Here is a 20,506-nt window from a genome sequence, read left to right as displayed (position 1 = left end):
TTCCTCAAAAAAAGAGTCCCCTGAAACGCCTAATTATTCATTAGGCGTTTCTTACTCTTTAGAGATTAAAATATTTCACAGTAGGGTTAACTTTATGACCATGATTCTAAATAATGTACAAGATGCATTAGTGAACGCCTATTCCCAATTCTCACTACTCGAGGGCGGGGAAAACGCAAACTATATTCCTTATTTAGCAAGCATCCCAAATAACGTCTCATCCATGGCTATTGTCACCGTTGATGGCGATATTCTGTCTCAGGGAGATTCTGACTTCAGGTTTGCGTTAGAATCTATTTCTAAAGTATGTTCCCTTGCCTTAGCACTCGAAGACGTAGGGCCAGCAGAGGTACAGAACAAAATTGGAGCCGATCCGACGGGGCTACCCTTTAATTCAGTGATTGCGTTGGAATTACATAACGGAAAACCCTTATCGCCATTGGTTAACGCGGGTGCCATGTCTACCGTTAGTCTCCTGAAAGCAAGTAGCAGCGAACACCGATGGGAGCGCATTCTAGATATTCAGCAACAGCTCGCCGGTGCGCCGATTTCCCTGTGCGAAGAGCTCAACCACTCAGAGCAAACCACTAACTTTCATAATAGAGCCATTGCGTGGCTGCTTTATTCTGCGGACGCTATGTACTGTGATCCCATGGAAGCCTGCGATGTTTATACCCGTCAGTGCTCAACATTAGTTAATACCGTTGAGCTTGCGACCATGGCGGCCACCTTTGCCGCTGGCGGTATAAATCCAATTACCCAGAAAAAAGTATTAACCACAGAAAATATTCCTTTCCTGCTTGCTGAAATGACCATGGAAGGGATGTATGGCAGCTCTGGCGATTGGGCTTATACCGTTGGCTTACCCGCCAAGAGTGGCGTCGGTGGCGGAATTCTTACGGTCGTTCCGGGAGTGATGGGAATTGCGGCATTCTCTCCACCGCTTGATGCAATGGGTAACAGCGTCCGAGGCCAAAAGATGACAGCATCCTTCACCCAGCAGTTGGGTTATAACCTGTATAAGAATCGCTAGGATCTAGCGTTGCTGTTTCTGCCGATGAACAACTCGATTGAAACAGATAAATGAATTTGGTGGCTCCATCCTCTCTCAATTTTGACAAAAATTAATGGAGCCATTTATTTTACGCAGACACCAATCATGTCGGTGAAAAACTATTAATCGCTTCTCTTAAGCGATTTAGCTCAACCTCAAGCAGCTTCATTCCATGCTCAATGGCTGAATCATCACTCTGAACAACTGAATAGTTCTCTAATTTTTCCGCTAACTCCTGTAATTTTTCTGCGCCAAGAATTTGAGCGGTGCCATTAATACGATGCATATGCATTTTAAATGCAATCCAATCACCGGCTATTTTAGCCTCCTGAGCAGCTAAAAAATCATTACTATTTTCTTGCTGAGATTGTTCCAGCATCTGCTGCATTAACTTTGGATCGTTTAACGCCAGTGATTTTAGTGTCGCAAGATCAATAATCTCGTCTAGCTGGTAAGTCATATTTACTGTTCCTACCGAGGCCAATGCGGAGGCCAATTGTTGCAAATTGATTGGTTTAAAAAGACAGGCATTCATACCAGTGGCAAGACACCGCTCTTTTTCCTGCGTTTGCGCATTCGCGGTTAAGCCCCAAATAACGATATCACTATCAAAGCTTCGAATATGACGGGTCAAAGTCACTCCATCCATATTCGGCATATTGACATCCGTTATTACCAAGTCATAGCTATTTTCATTTATCAATATCAGTGCAACATTTCCATCGCTCGCCTCATCTACTTTATATCCCAGCGTATCTAATTGGCGGCGCAACAACAGACGGTTCACCGGATGATCGTCAACGATTAATATTCTAAGTTTCTTGGCTGGATACACGGCTGGCTGTAGGGCATCAGAACTAATTATATCTTCATGAGATACCGCCGTTACCAGATCGATCGTCATCGTTGTCCCCTGCCCAACCTGACTCAGCAGACCCAGTTTTCCGTTCATGCGCGTCACTAACTCTCGGCAAATCAACAGTCCTAGCCCCGAGCCTGTTTGCCGTTTACCGGTTTCAGTTTGACTGTATGGTTTAAAGAGCCGTTCCTGATCTTCTTGGCTAATGCCCGCACCGGTATCTGTCACACGTAATATAAGCTGCGTTTGACCCGAACGCGTGGCGATTGACTCGGCACTCACTTCAACACCGCCATATTCAGTGAACTTTATGGCATTACTCAACAGGTTAGACAGCAATTGCTTAGTAGCCTGAGGATCTAGGCGTAAATATTCCCCTTTGATCAGTCGATTAACAAAGGTGAGCTTTAGCTGTTTCTGCTTGGCAAGGCCTTCGAAGCCTCTCATCACCGTCGTAATCAGCACCTCAAGATTGACCCATTCTGGCGATAACTCAAAACTCCCAGACTCGATTTTATTCATATCTAAAATATCGCCGATCAACCCCAGCAATGACTGAGCCGTGGCGTAGGCCAACGAGATAGACTCTTTATCTTCTTCAGGACTTTGGTTATGTAGCGCCAATAATTCAAGGAAACCCATCACTGCACTGACTGGCGTGCGAATTTCATGGCTCATGCTGGCTAAGAAGGTACTTTTCGCCTCATTAGCCTGAATCGCTTTATCTTTTTCAGTTTGTAATGCACTGAGCAACTGTCGAGATTCCGTCACATCCTGCCATCCGCAGATTAGCGTTGGCAGAACATTATCGGATGGCATAACACAAAGCGTAATCCAATGAATAATATGACGATCTTCTCGTCCATTATTCAGCATAATGCTGTGTTCAATAACCTTATCCGGGATTAGACCATTTTGAATATCTCGATTGAGAACCGAGAAAATATCAGACAGTGGATTACGACTATCGAATAAAGATGTAGCGGTCACATTTTTCTGGTCCGTTGAAAAAAACGACATAAACGCGCTGTTATAGCTTTGCACCTGACCATCGAGAGAAATAGTATAAACAGGTATCGGAATCGAATTAGATAATGTTTTTCTAAAGCTAAGCTGGTTTTCTAAATCCGCCTGAGACTGTTTTCTCATGCGTACTTCTCGTGATAGATATCCGCCCCATAATAAGAAGCTCAAAATAATAAAAATAGACAACGTAATGACAATATAAAATTGCTTGTTATATAGATGCCAAGTGTCAATTTTTATATCAGGTAGCTTAACCCATTTTGAGGAAATAAATAATATCGATTTTGGCGGGATATTATCCAACGCTTTATTCAATATCTGCTTTAACTCTTGATCCCCACGCGGGATAGCAAAGCTGACTAAGGCCGGAGCTTCATCCGCCATGATCTCATATTTGAGTTGATTTGGATAATAGTGGTCTATCATGTAACGGGCGGTTAGCTGTGTTGATATGACAGCATCAACTTTTCCCTCAGCCAATAGATTGAGTCCAATGCTGGTATTTTCGACCTGCACAATCTTGATTCCTGGATATTTGGTAGGCAATTTTTCCGTAAGTATATGCATAGTAGTCACTGCTACTTTCATACCGGGCAACAGCTCAGCTTTGCTAGAAGAAGCTCTCACTACGATAGCAAAAGGCGTCGTAATAATGGGATGAGTGAATGAAATTAACTCCTCACGGCTAGGACTATATGTTGCCGTAGGGAGTATATTCCAATCACCGTTTAGCATTTTATCAACCATTTCGGTATTGGAGTTAGCCGTCACCGTTTCAAACTCTAACCCCGTCTGCAAATGAATGAGATTGAGGATATCGCCTGTCACACCTCTGATTTCATTATTCTCATCCAAGAGTGTAAACGGCGCATAATACGGATTAATTAATACTTTGAGTTTGTGATGTTTCTCTAACCAACGCTGTTCCTGAGGGGTTAGAGATAGAGGTTTCGTCAAAAGCGCAGGATTACCACTCTCTAGCCACGGCTGAGAGATATGATTAGTAATAGGATTTGTCAATCCTGCTAAAAAATTATTAATAATAGGAATTAGAGGCGATTGCGTATCTAGAGCGATAAACTGATTATGTATCGGTGAAGTACGCCAGAATTTTATAATACTTAATGACTGATGGAAATCACGCATGATACTTGTACCACTGGCAAGATTATTACCAATGAAATAATTACTTTTTTCGTTATATAACGAAGCAAGACCCTGATATGCAGTCTCATAGTGAACAATTTTTGCATTCGGGAATGAAGCTTTCACAAACTGTTCGCTAGGATATCCCTCTGCAATAGCAATGGTTACCGGACTATCCGTATGTAGCGGTTGCATAACATTTTTTTTGCGTGGTGACTAAAGCAGGATAGGCGCTTACCATGGGCAAAGATGCAATAAATGGTGCCACGGCATTAAAATTTGTTCTAAGCGAAGTCAGCACTAGATCAGCTTTGCCTGCTTTGACAGCATTTAGCGCTAACTCTTCACTGTCATAGCGGTCAATTTTAACGTTGATACCCAACGCTCTCTGCAACAAAGACAGATATTCAGCATTCATCCCACAGAAACGGCCGGAGGAACTATCCAACATTAACGGAGGTGACTCAGGGGAGTAGACAGCAACAACTAAGGTTTTTTTCTTCGCCAGCCACAGTTGCTCAGCAGTGCTCAATTTGAGATTAGGGATCATCGGGCCACTGTTACTAAAAATCTCAAGCCTTATCGGCTCCTTACTCGCCAATGCCCCCTGAGCAACGAATAGTGTTGCTATTATACACAGCATAAACCCGATCAAACGTTGTAGCATAAAGTCAGCCAATTTTATTTCTATTTGATAAATTAAATAATTCCATCAGTGACTTACACTCCAGTTTTTCCATTAGGCGACTTTTGTAAGTGCTCACCGTTTTGCTGCTAATATTCATCTCAGAAGCAATGTGTATGTTGTCCACGCCATTTAAAATATAGCGCATAACTTTTATTTCTTGTGTTGATAAGGAGTCTAATTTTTCTTGTTCTGACGTTAACTTACCGACAAAGCTATCCAGTGAAAAAGGAAAATAGCTATAGCCATTTCGCGCCGCTTTTACAGCCGCCACAATATTAGACATACCCTTTTTCTTGCTCACAAATGCATTTGCGCCAGCATCAGCGCTGCGTTTGCCATAAAAGCGATCGTTTTTAGCGGAAACAACCACAATGATGCAGCTATTCTGTTGTTTTCTCAGCTTCTCGACAACTTCAATTCCGCTTAGCACAGGGATATCGATATCAACAACGACAATATCGGGCTGCATTTCTTTAATAACCTGTAAGGCTTCTGCACCATCTCCAGATTCAGCAATGACGTTGATATCATCATTTTCCAGCAAATTTCTGATAGCCACTCTTGCCAGAGGATGATCGTCTATAATTATTGCGCTCAACTTGTTATTTTCACTCAACATTGCCACCTCAAAAATAAATCTTACTGTATTGATAAATATAGCGGAAAACCTCAACAGCGATGTCAGCAATGGCGAAGGCCATAACGTTTCTCGTGATGAGAGCCCTATCACTTTTATTGATGTAGACAACCTTGAACACGCCTTACCAGCGCCAGTTTTGCTAGGAAAGGTTCATTGATTGCAAACAAGAAGCACGCTACAACGTCATCTTATAAACATAAGACTGGTAATATATTCTAGATAGCGCAAATGTAGAATTGAGTTGATTATATGCTAATAAAATAAACAGCAGCTAAATGAAACCATTGGTTTATATATTCCACATGCTTAATTTCATTCCTCACCCACTGCTCCAGACTCCATTAATCCCTCACATATCATACACATACACTGCCTGACACCTACAGACGTAGGACGCTACCTACCCTTCAAAAATGCTGAGTCTTATATAATTGCATTACTGAAATAGTTATAGTTTTCTACATAAACTTCACCCACAAACTTTTTAATCCAGCGCTAATCCGAACGACATCTGTTTTATATTATCGAGAATTTAATATAAGCCACATCGTAGCGAATAATACTAAAACTCATTCAAATAACGTTGTTAAACCCAATATTTAATTAAACAAATAGGATCCGTTAAGGTTTTATATATGGCAATTGAATCAGATTCACATAAAGTAGGGCTCATACCTGTAACTTTAATGGTTTCAGGCAATATTATGGGGTCAGGTGTTTTTCTCCTTCCTGCAAACCTCGCATCCACGGGCGGCGTCGCTATTTATGGTTGGCTGGTCACCATCATTGGGGCTTTAGCGCTATCCATGGTGTACGCCAAAATGTCCTCGCTGGATGCCAGCCCTGGTGGATCTTACGCCTATGCTCGTCGCGCTTTCGGTCCATTTATCGGATATCAAACTAACCTGTTGTATTGGTTAGCCTGCTGGGTCGGCAACATTGCAATGGTTGTTATCGGCGTTGGCTATCTCAGCTACTTCTTCCCCGCACTCAAAGACCCCATGATCATGACGCTGACCTGCGTTTTAGTTCTCTGGTTCTTTGTTATTTTGAACATTATCGGCGCAAAAATGATAACGCGCGTGCAGGCAGTAGCAACGGTGTTAGCACTGGTTCCTATTCTGTCGGTCGCTATTTTTGGCTGGTTCTGGTTCAGTGGTGATACCTATATGGCGGCATGGAACGTCAGTGGGAAAGGCACGCTGGGCGCCATTCAAAGCACCCTAAACGTCACGCTATGGTCATTTATCGGCGTAGAGAGCGCGTCCGTTGCCGCCGCGGTGGTAAAAAACCCGAAGAGAAACGTCCCGATTGCCACCATCGGTGGTGTGCTGATTGCCGCAGTTTGTTATGTACTCTCGACCACTGCCATTATGGGTATGATCCCGAATGCAGCGCTGCGCGTTTCAACCTCTCCGTTCGGTGATGCCGCGCGTATGGCATTGGGTGAAACCGCGGGCGCTATCGTGACATTCTGCGCCGCCGCGGGTTGCCTTGGCTCGTTAGGTGGCTGGACATTACTTGCCAGCCAAACCGCTAAAGCAGCCGCTGACGATGGTTTATTCCCACCCATCTTCGCTAAAGTGAATAAAAAAGGGGTTCCGGTACAAGGTCTTATTGTGATCGGCATTCTGATGACAATATTCCAAGTCGCTTCGATATCGCCTAATGCAGCTGCGCAATTTGGTGTCGTCTCTTCGGTTTCCGTTATTTTCACCTTAGTACCTTACCTTTACACCTGCGCTGCATTACTGCTTGTTGGACATGGGCACTTAGGGAATCAAAAAGGGCTATTTACCTTTATTACATCTGTTGCCTTTGTTTATTGCATATGGGCTGTAATTGGCTCCGGCGCACAAGAAGTCATGTGGTCGTTTGTTGCGTTGATGGTCGTGACTGCACTTTACGCTTTGAATTATAACCGAACACACAAAAATCCATTCCCGCTGGATGCTCAAGTTTAATAAGAATACTGCGTGGCCTAATTATTTTTAGGTCACGCAAAGTTATTTAATAATATCTTTAATAAATAGATAGGACTAAAAATGATTGAATTAAATCATCTCAAAAAACGCAAAGTGTTAGTAGTAAATAGTAATATCGAAAATAAAAACACGGCTAACGGACAGGCTATCTGTAATTTAATCGAGGCTTTAGAAGAAAGAAATCTCTCGGTTATCATTGCAACAACCTACAAAGACGGAATCGCGAGCATTACCTCTGACGCCTCTATCTGCTGTGTATTCGTAGATTGGACATCTGAAGAAAATAACGCTGATTCACACAGCCATGCATTAGCGCTTTTGCAGGAAGTTCGTCGTCGAAATAAAACCGTACCCGTATTACTGATGGCGGAACACGCCTGCCTAGAAACGCTAACGCTCGACACCATGGAGTTGGCGAATGAGTTTGTGTGGATGCAAGAAGATACCGCTGAATTCATTGCCGCACGTAGTGAAGCACTGATCAAAAAATACTTTAATCAACTGCTACCTCCTTTCACAAAAGCCCTATTCGACTACACCAACGGCTCACCTGAATACTCATGGGCGGCCCCTGGTCATCAGGGCGGTGTGGCATTTACCAAATCAGCGGTTGGTCGTGAATTCCTCGATTTCTTCGGTGAAAATCTTTTCCGTACCGATACGGGTATTGAACGAGATTCGCTTGGTTCGTTGCTCGATCACAGCGGCCCAATCAAAGATTCTGAAGCTTATGCCGCCAGAGTCTTTGGTGCTCACCAAAGCTATTCCGTTCTGAATGGCACATCAGGCTCTAACCGTGCCGTCATGTCAGCCGTCGTCGGAGAGGGCCAGTTTGCACTCTGCGACCGTAACTGCCATAAATCCATCGAGCAAGGGCTGGTGATGACCGGCGGGATCCCTGTGTTCTTCATTCCAACACGTAACCGTTTTGGCATCATTGGTCCGATCCCTAAATCACAGTTCCAACCAGAATCTATCCAGCAGAAAATCGATGCGCATCCACTGAAACAGCTTGCCGTTGACCCTAAACCGGTTTACTCCGTGGTCACCAACTGTACTTACGACGGAATGTGCTACAACGCAAAACAGGCTCAAGACCTACTTGCTGAAAGTGTTGATACCATTCATTTTGATGAAGCATGGTATGCCTATGCTCGTTTTAACCCACTCTATCGCGATCGCTTCGCAATGCGTGGGAATCCAGCTGAACACGACGCCACAGGCCCAACGGTATTCGCGACACAGTCTACCCATAAGCTTTTAGCGGCGCTTTCTCAGGCCTCCTACATTCATATTCGTAATGGCAAAAAACCCATTGAACATTCACGTTTCAATGAGTCTTACATGCTGCAATCCACCACTTCGCCGCTGTATGCCATTATTGCGGCCAATGAAATCGGCGCAGCCATGATGGATGACCAACAAGGTGAAACGCTGACGCAGGAAGTGATTGATGAAGCGGTAGATTTCCGTTTGGCACTCGCAAAAGCTCACGCCGCCTTTGCCGCCAAAGGGGAATGGTTCTTCTCACCGTGGAATGCGCCCGACGTGATTGATGCAGAAACGGGCAAAAAAGTGCCCTTCTTGAATGCCTCAAAAGAGCAACTCACCACCGATCCCGAATGCTGGGTGCTTCGTCCAGGCGAAAACTGGCATGGTTTTGAGCAGTTGGAAGACGATTGGTGCATGCTCGACCCAATCAAAGCCGGCATTTTAGTACCGGGCATGGGCGACGACGGCGAGATGCAGGAAACTGGCATTCCTGCCGCTGTGGTGACCGCATTCCTGTACCAGCACGGAATTGTGCCTTCACGCACCACTGACTTCATGGTGCTATGCCTGTTCTCAGTGGGGATCACCAAGGGCAAATGGGGAACGTTGATTAACGTTCTGATCGAATTCAAAAAGCATTACGACAGCAATACGCCACTCACCGTCTGCTTACCCGACCTTGCCGCATCTCATGTTGAGAACTATGCCGGCATGGGAATGAAAGATCTGTGTGATGAGATGTTTACCTATATGAAAACTAGCCAGATGGATAAGCTTCAGGCAGCCGCCTTCAGCCACATTCCAACGCCGGTTAAACTTCCTCGCGCCGCATTCCAAGATCATATGGCCGGACGCTGCGAATTACTGTCGCTTGATAAACTTGCAGGACGTATTTCCGCCGTTGGGGTGATCCCTTACCCACCGGGTATTCCAATTGTGATGCCAGGCGAGAGCTTCGGTACCACTGAGCAACCATGGCTGCAATATATTTACAGCATTGCACAGTGGGGGAAAAAATTCCCTGGATTCGAAAAGGAACTCGAGGGCGCTGAGCTGAAAGATGGCCAATATTATATATGGGCACTGAAAGACTAAGTCCCTCGATAAAATAATCTACAGAAGAGATTCTTTATGAATCTCTTCTGTTCCATTCCTAACACCCACTTCGTTACTTTATGAAAAATCCTATGCAGAAATATATATGCGGAAATTAGCGACTCAACGCATCAAGGTCCATTTAGCAAAAGCGATCGGTTTAGCTTTTATTCTTCTGTCTCTAACAGGTTGTTCCTGTGCACCATCAATCGTTCTCTTTGGCGCTTCTTTTCCTGACTGGCTGATATGTTCAGGCATTGGCGTTATTGCTATGACACTCATGCACACAATACTCAGAAAAGGAGAGCACCAGTGCTGGCTTGAGCCTGCCTTCATTGTCTATCCCTGTGTTACCGCTCTTAGCGCAATGTTGACTTGGTTATTATTTTTTACCCATTAAGAGAATACAGAATGTCCCTTAAGAATAAACTTTATATTTTTTTTCTCGTATTAATAACATTGATTGCGCTATGCATTGTGATGCTAAAGATTGATGAAGCCCCACAGACCGATGATGCTTTTATCTATGCGGATACTATTAATGTGGTACCGGTTATTGAAGGGCATATAGTGACGATCCCGGTCAAAGATAACCAGCTGGTTTCCAAAGGCGATCTTCTGTTTAAAATCGATCCAAGACCCTATGAGCATGCCATTGAATCTGGCACCGCTCAGCTTGCTACTTTAGATGAGCAAATAAAGCTCGCACAGCGAACCGTTGATGCCCAGCAATACAATGCTCAGGCCGTTGCAGCGAAAGAAATCAGCGCCAAGGAAAATTACCGACAAGCACTCAGTACCTACCAACGTATATTCGCACTTAAAGGTAAGGGGTACGTTTCAGCGGAAGAGTTTGATCAAGCGAGAACGGCAAAAAATAGCGCCGAGGCTATGTATAAAGCCTCTCGCAGTGAAGTAGAACAAGCACAATCCGCGGTAAGCAGCGTAGATGCACTTATTGCACAGCGTAAAGTTGTCTGCGTGGATATCGCAAAGGCCCAATTAAACCTGCAATACAGTGAGATTCGTGCGCCTTTCGATGGTCGAGTGACATCCCTGAATACCACGATTGGGCAATATGCCTCGCCGCAACAGTCGGTAATGACGCTCATTGATACTCAAGCATGGTATGTGGTGGCCAATTTTCGCGAAACCGATCTAAAAAATGTCTGTAGCGGCGTTCCCGCGCGTATATACGTCATGGGTGATACCGGTAAATCCTTTAGCGGCAGCGTTGATTCCGTAGGTTACGGCGTATCTCCTCAAGATGGCGGCGTGAGCAACGGACTCCCGTCAGTAGCGCGCACCATCAACTGGGTGCATGTATCCCAACGTTTTCCTGTCAAAATTCGCGTCGATAACCCAGAACCCGCGCTCTTTCGCGTTGGTGCCTCGGCGATTGCTATCGTCTATCGAGATACCGCCCCCTAGAGGAAATAAGAATGAAATCATTTGACCTCTTCGTCTCTCGATTTTATCAGGGACTTGGGTTTTATCCGGGCCGAGCAAACCAGATCCTACGAACCACCGTGGCCTGTATCATTGTGGTTATTCTCAGCCAAACGTTACAAATCCCCGATCTAGCACTATCACTTATCGTGGTGTTTTTTGTCACCCAAACCAATATTGTGGTGACCAAACTCACTGGCCTGTTTTTTATAATTTCTATCGCACTGGCCGTAGCAACGTCGCTGTTAATTTTAAAAGTAACCTGGGACGTCCCATTTTTACGCATTTTACTGGCATCATTAGTGGCCTTTATCAGCCTATTTATGATGCGAGCCTCAAAATATGGCGTGATATTCTATTTAGTCGCTCTGATCGTTATTTTTTCACAAAGTTTTGTTGATGTAAGTTCAGATTCAGAAGAAATCATCAGAAATATTTTGTGGGTATGGGTGGCGATGAGCTATGCCATTGCCGTCACTCTCATTATTAATGCTTTATTTCTTCCCTCAGAGCCGGAAAAATTACTCAACAAAACGGTTATATCGCAGCTTAAGCATATAGCGGATCTCTTAACGCCAGACAATGAGCTTAAGAGAAAAGAAAATACCCTCGCTTCGATTGGGCAAGATTTACAATCGCTGTATAAACTGCTGCAATATACTAAATCCCGCGATCGGTTAAGCTCTAACGATCATACGGCGCAATTAGCAATGGTGACAATGGTTTCTGAACTACGCTCCCTTTCGTGCCATTTTCCAGTGGAGATAATCAACCAAAAATCCCGTGAAACAGCCTTAAGGATTAAGTCTGTTTGTGAAGTTATGATAGCCAGTTTAAAAAATCAATTAGAGCCTCTTACACCAGCGGCTATTAATACGAATGCAGAAGATACAACCCTACGTGAAATGGCGAAGGTGATAAATAATTACGATCAAAATAAAAAAGTCTCTTACGATACCCACTCTAACCCAAAGAAAAAATTCTCATTCTTCGTTCCTGATGCATTCTCAAATAAAATCTATGTTACCTATGCATTAAAAACATTACTTAGCGCGCTGATTTGCTATATTTTTTATACCGCCACAGACTGGTTTGGTATTCACACCATCATGCTAACCTGCCTCGTTGTTGCCCAGCCCGGTTTAGGCAAAACACAGCGAAAAATCACGCTACGTTTATTAGGTGCTATTGCTGGAAGTATTGCGGCACTGATTGCTATTGTTTTTATTCTGCCAAATTTAACCACGCTGTTTGGGCTGTTATTACTTTCTGCGCCTATTTTTATGTTTTGTTCATGGGTTGCCACTGGCTCAGAGAATATTAGCTATGCTGGCATTCAAATGCTGCTAACTTTCTCACTTGCCGTACTCAATGGCTTTACGCCGGTCAACGATCTCACCGAGGTACGTGACAGGATTGTTGGCGTTATTCTAGGCATCATTATCGCTGGGCTGATTCAAACCTTAATTAAGCCCGAACGAAATGGCGAAGTATTACAGCTTAAACTCGCTGGCTTAATGGACTTAATGAAAACTAGCCTATCCATGAAAAATGCTGCCGAAGATAAACGAGGCGCTTTGATGGTGAGCTTTAAAGGGTGTGAGGATTTAGCCACCGAGATTGCCCTTGAACCTACTTGGATGAAAGCAGAAGGTTCGCATGATGGGACCTGTCAGAAACTACAGGAGATCCTGCAACAGGCAAAAAGCATGCTGATCAGTACTGATGCGGTGGTGCTTTGGTGTCAGCAAAACGCGCCTGTTAACCCCGTAGTAGGATGTTTTATCCAGCAAAACGTAGAAAATCTCGGCGTTATTGTTAAGCGGCTAAAAACGGGGGAGAAAGACGATAATATGACTCTGCCTGATTTACCGGAAGGATTATCCAAAGAAGTATCATCTATGCTTACTTTGCTCAGCGACTCGATTTATAGCTTTTGGTTGCTCCTTCACGAAATATAATTCTTTCTACAATTAATGAGTGAACCATTATTATGGAATAAATAAGAGGGAGTTAGTGTAATTTTACTGACTCCCTTTAATTTTACATCTTTCGCCAATCAATGAGCGCCGCCCGCACGTTTTAACTTGCAGCTATTCATAAACTCCGCATCTCGGTTTTTAATTATCTCCGCCGTTTTATCATCAACATCGACAGGAACCCCCATATCATTCCAGGCCGATACGCTTAAAACGCGGTATGAAGATAAGACACCGTCAACGGGGATCCTAAATTCCAACGTACCATTCGCTTTTATTGAGCCAAGATTAGCTACTTTCGCACCGCTTGGCACACAGTTTTTATCGATAGTGATATAAGTCAGCGCGCTATATGGCAATGTTTCTGAACTTTTATTCTCCATCGTTCCGCCAATTTCATAATGGCCATTGGTACCTACTCCCATATGAAACTCAAGGCTAATGTCAGATTTTGAAAAGCAAGAAAAACTTACAACCAGGAGTATAAATAATACATTTCTTCGCACTCACTCACCCGTACAAAATAATTGAATATATAAAGACTGTACTCCCACCCATTCATAATCCTGAATAAGATCATGAATAGGCGGGAGTTGCTTTCATTTAGTAAATTATTTGATGGTTATAATTTACTGAACTATCTGATTACATAATTCTTTCGTTATTACTTTAGAACTGTAATGTATTGAACACCTGAAACATATTTGTTTCCATATGCTTTATACCCTTGAATTCTATAGTCTCCAGGCACCGTATATGTCTCAGTTACAGGGTTTCCTCCTACCGTCAACCCCTTTCCACACGTCTGAGTATTACCAGTGGAAGATATAAAATCTATCTTTGCAACTACATTATTCCCTTGATAAGAACCTGTGGTTGTTATTATTTTAGTGATATTCTCGGTGTTAGATATCACTGTATGGTCACCTCCTTGACCACCGACACCTCCCATATTATCCACTATATCTCCGCAGCTCATATCTATAGTGTAACTAGGTGGTTTAACAACAACACTGGCGTTCTGAGTATTTGTAACCCCATATAGTTTTGAGTAAACCAACGGAGAAACATTTAATGTTGCAGTTGCATCAAAAGCTTCTGAGTTATATGTTCCCTTTGCTCTAATTATTGTATTACCTTCAGTTTTCGCAGTAGCCACCCCAGATGAAGCAATAGTGGCAACATTGGTTTTACTTGAGGACCATGTAATATTGCCATTAGGTACATTCACTTGTTTACCATTTGCAGTAGCAGTTAAGGAATACTGGTACTGTAATGTTTCACCAACAGTTCTGCTGCTCGGGCTTACAGTAAATTTATATGGCTCGACCACTTCGCCACCAACACCACCATCAGTATTATTACCGCCCCCTGTTTGTGCTGTATTAACTGTCTGGGTATTGCCCGTAATACTCGCACCATTTTTAGCCCGTACAGAAACCTCCAACACCTTACCAGCATCAGTCGCCTGAATAGTGTATTTTGGAACCACGCCGCTTTGGCTGATTGCTTTACCACTGCCGTTGCCCACTACGCTTGCGGTCGTGCCTTTCACTCCCCACTGGTATTCCGACTTATCGGCTGGATTACCCGTATTCGGCACAAAGGTGTAGCTGCCGCTCAGCGCTTCGCCCACTCCTAGCTTGCCGCTGATGGCCACGGTAGTGATACTTGGTGCTACGGATTCATCAACGATCGCGCCACCGTTACCCCCGCCCTCGGTAGTGTTGCCGCCGCCATTTTGCGCGGTGGTTACCGTGGTAGTATTGCCGTAAACCTTCGCGCCGTTTTTAGCGCGTACCGACATCTCCAACACCTGACCCGCATCGCTGCTTTGCAGAGTGTAGCTCGGTACTACACCACTTTGACTAATTGCGCTGCCGCCGCCGCTGTTCACCACGCTTGCCGTTTTGCCTTTCAAGCCCCACTGGTATTCCGAGTTGTCTTTTGGATTACCGGTGTTCGGTACAAAGGTGTAACTGCCGCTCAGGGCTTCACCCACAGCCAACTTGCCACTCATTGCCACGTTGCTGATGCTTGGTGCTGCGGTTTCATCAACAATCGCTCCGCCGTCACCACCACCTTCGGTGTTATTACCACCGCCGGTCTGGGCGGTGCTCACCGTTTCACTATTGCCATACACATTGGCGCCGTTCTTAGCACGTACCGACATCTCTAACACCTGACCCGCATCGCTGCTTTGCAGGGTGTAGCTCGGTACGATGCCACTTTGGCTAATCGCTTTACCGTTGCCGTTATCAACTACGCTTGCGGTTGTGCCTTCCACACCCCACTGGTATTCCGAGCTGTCTTTTATATTACCGGTGTGCGGCTCAAAGGCGTAGCTGCCGCTCAGCGCTTGGCCCACCGCCAGCTTACCGCTGATGGCCACATTGCTGATACTCGGTGCGACGCTTTCATCCACGATCGCACCGCCGTCACCACCACCTTCGGTGTTATTACCACCGCCGGTTTGTGCCGTGGTTACCGTGGTGCTGTTGCCGTAGACATTAGCGCCGTTTTTGGCACGTACCGACATCTCTAACACTTGACCCACATCGCTGCTTTGCAAGGTATAGTTTGGTACCACGCCGCTTTGGCTAATTGCTTTACCGCTGCCATTATCGACCACGCTTGCGGTTGTGCCTTCCAGACCCCACTGGTATTCCGACACATCGGTTGGATTACCGGTGTGCGGCACAAAGGTGTAGCTGCCGCTCAGCGCTTCGCCCACCGCCAGCTTGCCGCTCATTGCCACATTGCTAATGCTTGGCGCTGCGGTTTCATCCACGATTGTGCCGCCTTCGCCACCGTCTTCGGTGTTGTTACCGCCGCCGGTTTGCGCCGTGGTTACCGTGGCACTGTTGCCATAGACATTAGCGCCGTTTTTAGCACGTACCGACATCTCTAACACCTGGCCCGCATCGCTGCTTTGCAGGATATAGCTTGGTACCATACCACTTTGGCTAATCGCTTTACCGTTACCGTTATCAACCACGCTCGCGGTTGTGCCTTCCAGACCCCACTGGTATTCCGACGCATCAGTTGGATTACCGGTGTGCGGTACAAAGGTGTAGCTACCGCTCAGCGCTTCGCCCACCGCCAGCTTGCCGCTGATGGCCACGGTACTGATACTTGGCGCCGCGGTCTCATCCACGATCGCACCGCCGTCACCGCCGCCTTCGGTGTTATTACCACCACCGCTTTGCGCCGTGGTTACCGTGGAGCTGTTGCCGTAGACATTAGCGCCATTTTTAGCGCGTACCGACATCTCTAATACCTGACCCGCATCGCTGCTTTGTAGGATATAGCTTGGTACTACGCCACTTTGGCCGATTGTTTTGCCGCTGCCATTATCGACCACGCTCGCGGTTGTGCCTTCCAGACCCCACTGGTATTCCGACGCATCGGTTGTATTACCCGTATTCGGCACAAAGGTGTAGCTGCCGCTCAGCGCTTCTCCTGCGGACAGCTTGCCGCTCATCACCACATTGCTGATGCTTGGCGCCGCGGTCTCATCCACGATTGTGCCGCCTTCGCCACCGCCTTCGGTGTTATTGCCACCGCCGCTTTGTGCCGTAGTTACCGTGGCAGAGTTGCCGTAGACATTAGCGCCATTTTTAGCGCGTACTGACATCTCCAACACCTGACCTGCATCGCTGTTTTGCAGGGTATAGCTTGGTACCACGCCGCTTTGGCCGATCGCTTTACCGTTGCCGTTATCAACTACGCTTGCGGTTGTGCCTTCCACACCCCACTGGTATTCAGACGTGTCGGTTGGATTACCGGTGTGCGGCACAAAGGTGTAGCTGCCGCTCAGCGCTTCGCCCGCGGACAGCTTGCCGCTCATCACCACATTGCTAATGCTTGGTGCTGCGGCCTCATCCACGATCGCACCGCCGTCACCGCCGCCTTCGGTGTTATTACCACCGCCGGTTTGCGCCGTGGTTACCGTGGAGCTGTTGCCGTAGACATTAGCGCCGTTTTTAGCACGTACCGACATCTCTAACACCTGACCCGCATCGCTGCTTTGCAGGGTATAGCTCGGTACTACGCCACTTTGGCTAATCGCTTTACCGCTGCCATTACCGACCACGCTTGCGGTTGTGCCTTCCAGACCCCACTGGTATTCCGACGCATCGGTTGGATTACCGGTGTGCGGTACAAAGGTGTAACTACCGCTTAGCGCTTCGCCCACCGCCAGCTTGCCACTGATGGCCACGGTACTGATGCTTGGCGCTACGGTTTCATCCACGATTGTGCCGCCTTCGCCACCGTTTTCGGTGTTGTTACCGCCGCCGGTTTGCGCCGTGGTTACCGTGGTGCTGTTGCCGTAGACATTAGCGCCGTTTTTAGCGCGTACCGACATCTCTAACACCTGACCCGCATCGCTGCTTTGCAGGGTATAGCTTGGTACTACGCCGCTTTGGCTAATCGCTTTACCGCTGCCATTATCGACCACGCTTGCGGTTGTGCCTTCCACACCCCATTGGTATTCCGACGCATCGGTTGGATTACCGGTGTGCGGTACAAAGGTGTAGCTGCCGCTCAGCGCTTCGCCTAGCGAAAGCTTGCCGCTCATTGTTACATCACTGATGCTAGGTGCTGCGGTTTCATCCACGATCGCACCGCCTTCTCCGCCGCCTTCAGTGTTGTTACCGTTATCACCCGGCGCAGTGGTCACGGTCAGTGTATTCCCTAAAGTATCTAATCCATTACGTGCTTGAACCGATAGCTCTTTAACTTGCCCAACATCGCTTGCGATCAACGTATAGCTCGGCACGCTGCCTGAGGTGACGATAGTCTCAGCGCCATTCAGCCCTGCGGTCTGTCCTTTATTGCCCCATTGATAGAGGGAAGAATCTTGCGCATTTCCGTTATTACTATCGAATTGATAGTGGCCTGACAGCTGCTCACCCAATGCCAGTTTTCCGCTGACGGTCAAATCGCTGATCATCGGCGCTCTGCCTACATACAGCGTTGCTGGAGCGATTTTAATATTCTGGATTTCAGGCGTGAGTTTGTATTCCCCCATAGTTTTGCCCGCCGTAACGGTGGCTTTATAGGTGCCGATGTGACTCATATCTTCGCTGAAGCCACTGACCGTAACATCAGATTGTGCACGACCAGTCTGGCTAACCGTGGTTTTAATATCACTCGCTATGCCGCTGATCGGGTGGTTATTGGCATCACGTAATACCAGCGTCAGTTCAGCCGTTGAATGACCATCATTCGGTAACTGGAGTTCCATTGGCGTCAGCGTACTGTTAACCGTACTCACCGCCGCCGAGGCAACAACCACTAAGCTTTCAGCTTTTGGCGATGCATTACCTGATTTATCATAGGCAACGCCGCTCACCACATAGCTGTTGTTGGCATCGCTACCGTATTGGTATTCAGGAATAATGACGTTGTACTGCTGCTCAGAAACCTGAACAATCTGCCCGCCCTGACTCAGCAGTTCAGGAGCAGTCCAATCAATGCGTTCAACCCCGTTGGTACTATTGACAGACACACCCAGTGATTTGCTTTCGCCACTGTAACCGCTGATTTGCGAAGCTAACCTAAGGCTGATGGTCTCTTTTTTGCGGTATTCCAACACGATGTTGTTGTTACGATCGACGAAATCATAGCGATTAGCCGCAAGACTGCGACTCGCGGCGAGCATACCGCTATCCAACTGCTGGCTGAGCGGTGCGCCAAGGACGTAGTTCAAATCGATGCCAACGCGGGTGTCATTTTGATTGCTTTTGCCCATGCGGTGATCGACGTTAAACTTCATCAGCGGAAAAGGCGAATAGTTAACGCCAGCCGTTACCGCAACCGGATCTTTTTGTTGATTATCTTTGCCAAACAGTCCGACGCGATCGCCGTAATACTGTTCATACACCAGCTTACCGCCGATGCCCGGATAGGCAGGCAAATAGCCTTCAGTACGGATATCCCAACCGTTAGCCGGACGTTCTTCGTAGTTATCGAAATCCGGTGAATTTTTCCAGTTGGTCAAGCGCATGTAGGCGTTGGCGGCCACTTTGAGGAAGTCGCGCTGGTATTCTGCGCCGAGGCCTAAACGAGAATGGCTACGTGACCAGTCGTGGTCGAAGAAGGTATTCGCCCCCAACATATAGGTACCTTCAAAATAACGATACCCCACCCCTAAGTTAGACTGATTACGGCTGTCGGTATGATGCACCGAACCCTGAGTAAACACCTGATGGGCATTGCTTTCCCACAGCGGATACAACACATCCAGCTCAGAATTTTTTAATGAGAAATCACGGTCGGCATCCAATTTTACCCGCGCTTTTCCCTTACCGTTCAGCCAACTGGCAACTTCTTGATTCGCTTTGCTGTTCGCTGCACCCAACGCTTGGCCGCGCGCCAAATCTTTCGCGCTGTCAGCACTGGGGTTATTTTGTAGAAAATTACCGGCTTGCTGGGCGCGTTGAGCCAGCTCGGCGCTATCATCACTGCCAGCATCAGTAGCCATGCTTTTGGACTGAACAGGAACGTCGATCTCATCACCAGCGCTCACTGATTCAAAACCGTGGGCAAAGGTTCGATATTGATTCAGCGTTTTAAGTTGTGCCACGGTGAGATGATGCTTCTCAGCGACCTGCGCAAGCGTATCGCTAGGCTGTAAAACATAAGGAATGGTTTTCGCTGCGGTGGCCGCAGCAAAAAACTTTTTTTCTCCGGTCTCAGCTCGAGCAACCATCATCGGGGTAAACGACAGGGCTAGAGGAAATACGACCTGCATTCCGATATTGAGATGTGCAATAGCACGGATACAACCCTGAGTCATTTTTATTTGACCAGATGTCGGAGGTTTTTTGTTTTTCATATATGGCTCTAATAAATAAATGAAAATATAAGATGTTTTGATTACGTGTTTTTTTGCTGCAATGAAATACTGCCATTAAAAATCAACACACACTTTTCTGTGTGTTTGTAAATGGCATTATTAAATAAAACCTAAATACACTTTATATTTGGTATTAAACCTGCTTTTTTCATCACTCCATTAGAATGCTTAAGGATTAAATGAAAGAAAAAACTTTCGAATAACGAAGATAGCAATAGAAATTAATATCTCTAACCAATTACCAATGATTGAGAACGAATTTCATTTCTTAAATAAACTACTTATAAAAGCTCGATTGGTTTAACTAGAGTCGTAGAAAGAATCAACGAGAGATACTGTTTATCCGATAGTACAGCAATATAATGTGCGGGTATCGCTTACCATACTAGCGTTCAAGATGATTCAAAAACCCCATAACCCCCAAAACATGCTTAGAAAAACGTCTCTA

Annotated in this window: 11 protein-coding genes; 6 read left to right on the top strand and 5 right to left on the bottom strand. The window is 46.1% G+C overall.

The window, feature by feature from the left end; translation table 11 throughout:
- The first annotated feature begins 94 nt into the window (after positions 1–94).
- Complete coding sequence (gene glsA, locus DSM2777_RS06315) at positions 95–1,033, top strand: glutaminase A (protein WP_061553469.1); 939 nt, start codon at positions 95–97, stop codon at positions 1,031–1,033.
- A gap of 124 nt (positions 1,034–1,157) precedes the next feature.
- Here glsA and DSM2777_RS06310 read toward each other — a convergent pair whose 3' ends face one another.
- The 3 genes from DSM2777_RS06310 to evgA are packed head-to-tail and all read right to left on the bottom strand — an operon-like array spanning position 1,158 to position 5,371.
- Positions 1,158–4,280, bottom strand: coding sequence for a response regulator (locus DSM2777_RS06310; RefSeq protein WP_156088282.1), 3,123 nt, complete (start codon positions 4,278–4,280; stop codon positions 1,158–1,160).
- Positions 4,258–4,752, bottom strand: a complete 495-nt coding sequence (locus tag DSM2777_RS24400) for a type 2 periplasmic-binding domain-containing protein (RefSeq protein WP_156088283.1) — start codon at positions 4,750–4,752, stop codon at positions 4,258–4,260. Before DSM2777_RS24400 ends, DSM2777_RS06310 begins: the two co-directional genes overlap by 23 nt.
- 4 nt (positions 4,753–4,756) lie before the next feature.
- Positions 4,757–5,371 (bottom strand): acid-sensing system DNA-binding response regulator EvgA, encoded by a 615-nt coding sequence (gene evgA / locus DSM2777_RS06300; RefSeq protein WP_046459798.1) that lies wholly within the window; start codon positions 5,369–5,371, stop codon positions 4,757–4,759.
- 677 nt (positions 5,372–6,048) lie between these two features.
- Between evgA and adiC the strand changes: the two genes are divergently transcribed.
- The 5 genes from adiC to DSM2777_RS06275 all read left to right on the top strand — a co-directional run bounded on the left by adiC (position 6,049) and on the right by DSM2777_RS06275 (position 13,175).
- Positions 6,049–7,377, top strand: a complete 1,329-nt coding sequence (adiC, locus tag DSM2777_RS06295) for an arginine/agmatine antiporter (RefSeq protein WP_061553467.1) — start codon at positions 6,049–6,051, stop codon at positions 7,375–7,377.
- A gap of 81 nt (positions 7,378–7,458) precedes the next feature.
- Positions 7,459–9,765: an Orn/Lys/Arg family decarboxylase gene (locus DSM2777_RS06290; RefSeq protein ID WP_061553466.1), complete on the top strand. Its 2,307-nt coding sequence runs from the start codon at positions 7,459–7,461 to the stop codon at positions 9,763–9,765.
- A gap of 106 nt (positions 9,766–9,871) precedes the next feature.
- Positions 9,872–10,165, top strand: a complete 294-nt coding sequence (locus DSM2777_RS23655) for a YtcA family lipoprotein (RefSeq protein ID WP_082790860.1) — start codon at positions 9,872–9,874, stop codon at positions 10,163–10,165.
- Between the two features lie 11 nt (positions 10,166–10,176).
- Positions 10,177–11,196, top strand: coding sequence for a multidrug transporter subunit MdtN (gene mdtN, locus DSM2777_RS06280; RefSeq protein WP_061553465.1), 1,020 nt, complete (start codon positions 10,177–10,179; stop codon positions 11,194–11,196).
- Positions 11,197–11,207: 11 nt separating this feature from the next.
- Positions 11,208–13,175 (top strand): FUSC family protein, encoded by a 1,968-nt coding sequence (locus DSM2777_RS06275; protein ID WP_061553464.1) that lies wholly within the window; start codon positions 11,208–11,210, stop codon positions 13,173–13,175.
- A 98-nt stretch (positions 13,176–13,273) separates the two neighbouring features.
- On the opposite strand, the gene DSM2777_RS06270 is transcribed toward DSM2777_RS06275, so the two are convergent.
- On the bottom strand, positions 13,274–13,618 hold the full coding sequence (locus DSM2777_RS06270; RefSeq protein ID WP_061553463.1) for a hypothetical protein: 345 nt from the start codon (positions 13,616–13,618) through the stop codon (positions 13,274–13,276).
- A gap of 239 nt (positions 13,619–13,857) precedes the next feature.
- A complete protein-coding gene (locus DSM2777_RS06265; RefSeq protein WP_061553462.1) occupies positions 13,858–20,037 on the bottom strand; it encodes an inverse autotransporter beta domain-containing protein in 6,180 nt (2,059 codons plus the stop codon).
- Positions 20,038–20,506 lie beyond the last annotated feature (469 nt).

It is taken from the genome of Obesumbacterium proteus (assembly GCF_001586165.1).
GTDB classification, from domain to species: domain Bacteria; phylum Pseudomonadota; class Gammaproteobacteria; order Enterobacterales; family Enterobacteriaceae; genus Hafnia; species Hafnia protea.
This window is presented reverse-complemented; position numbering and strand designations above follow the sequence as displayed.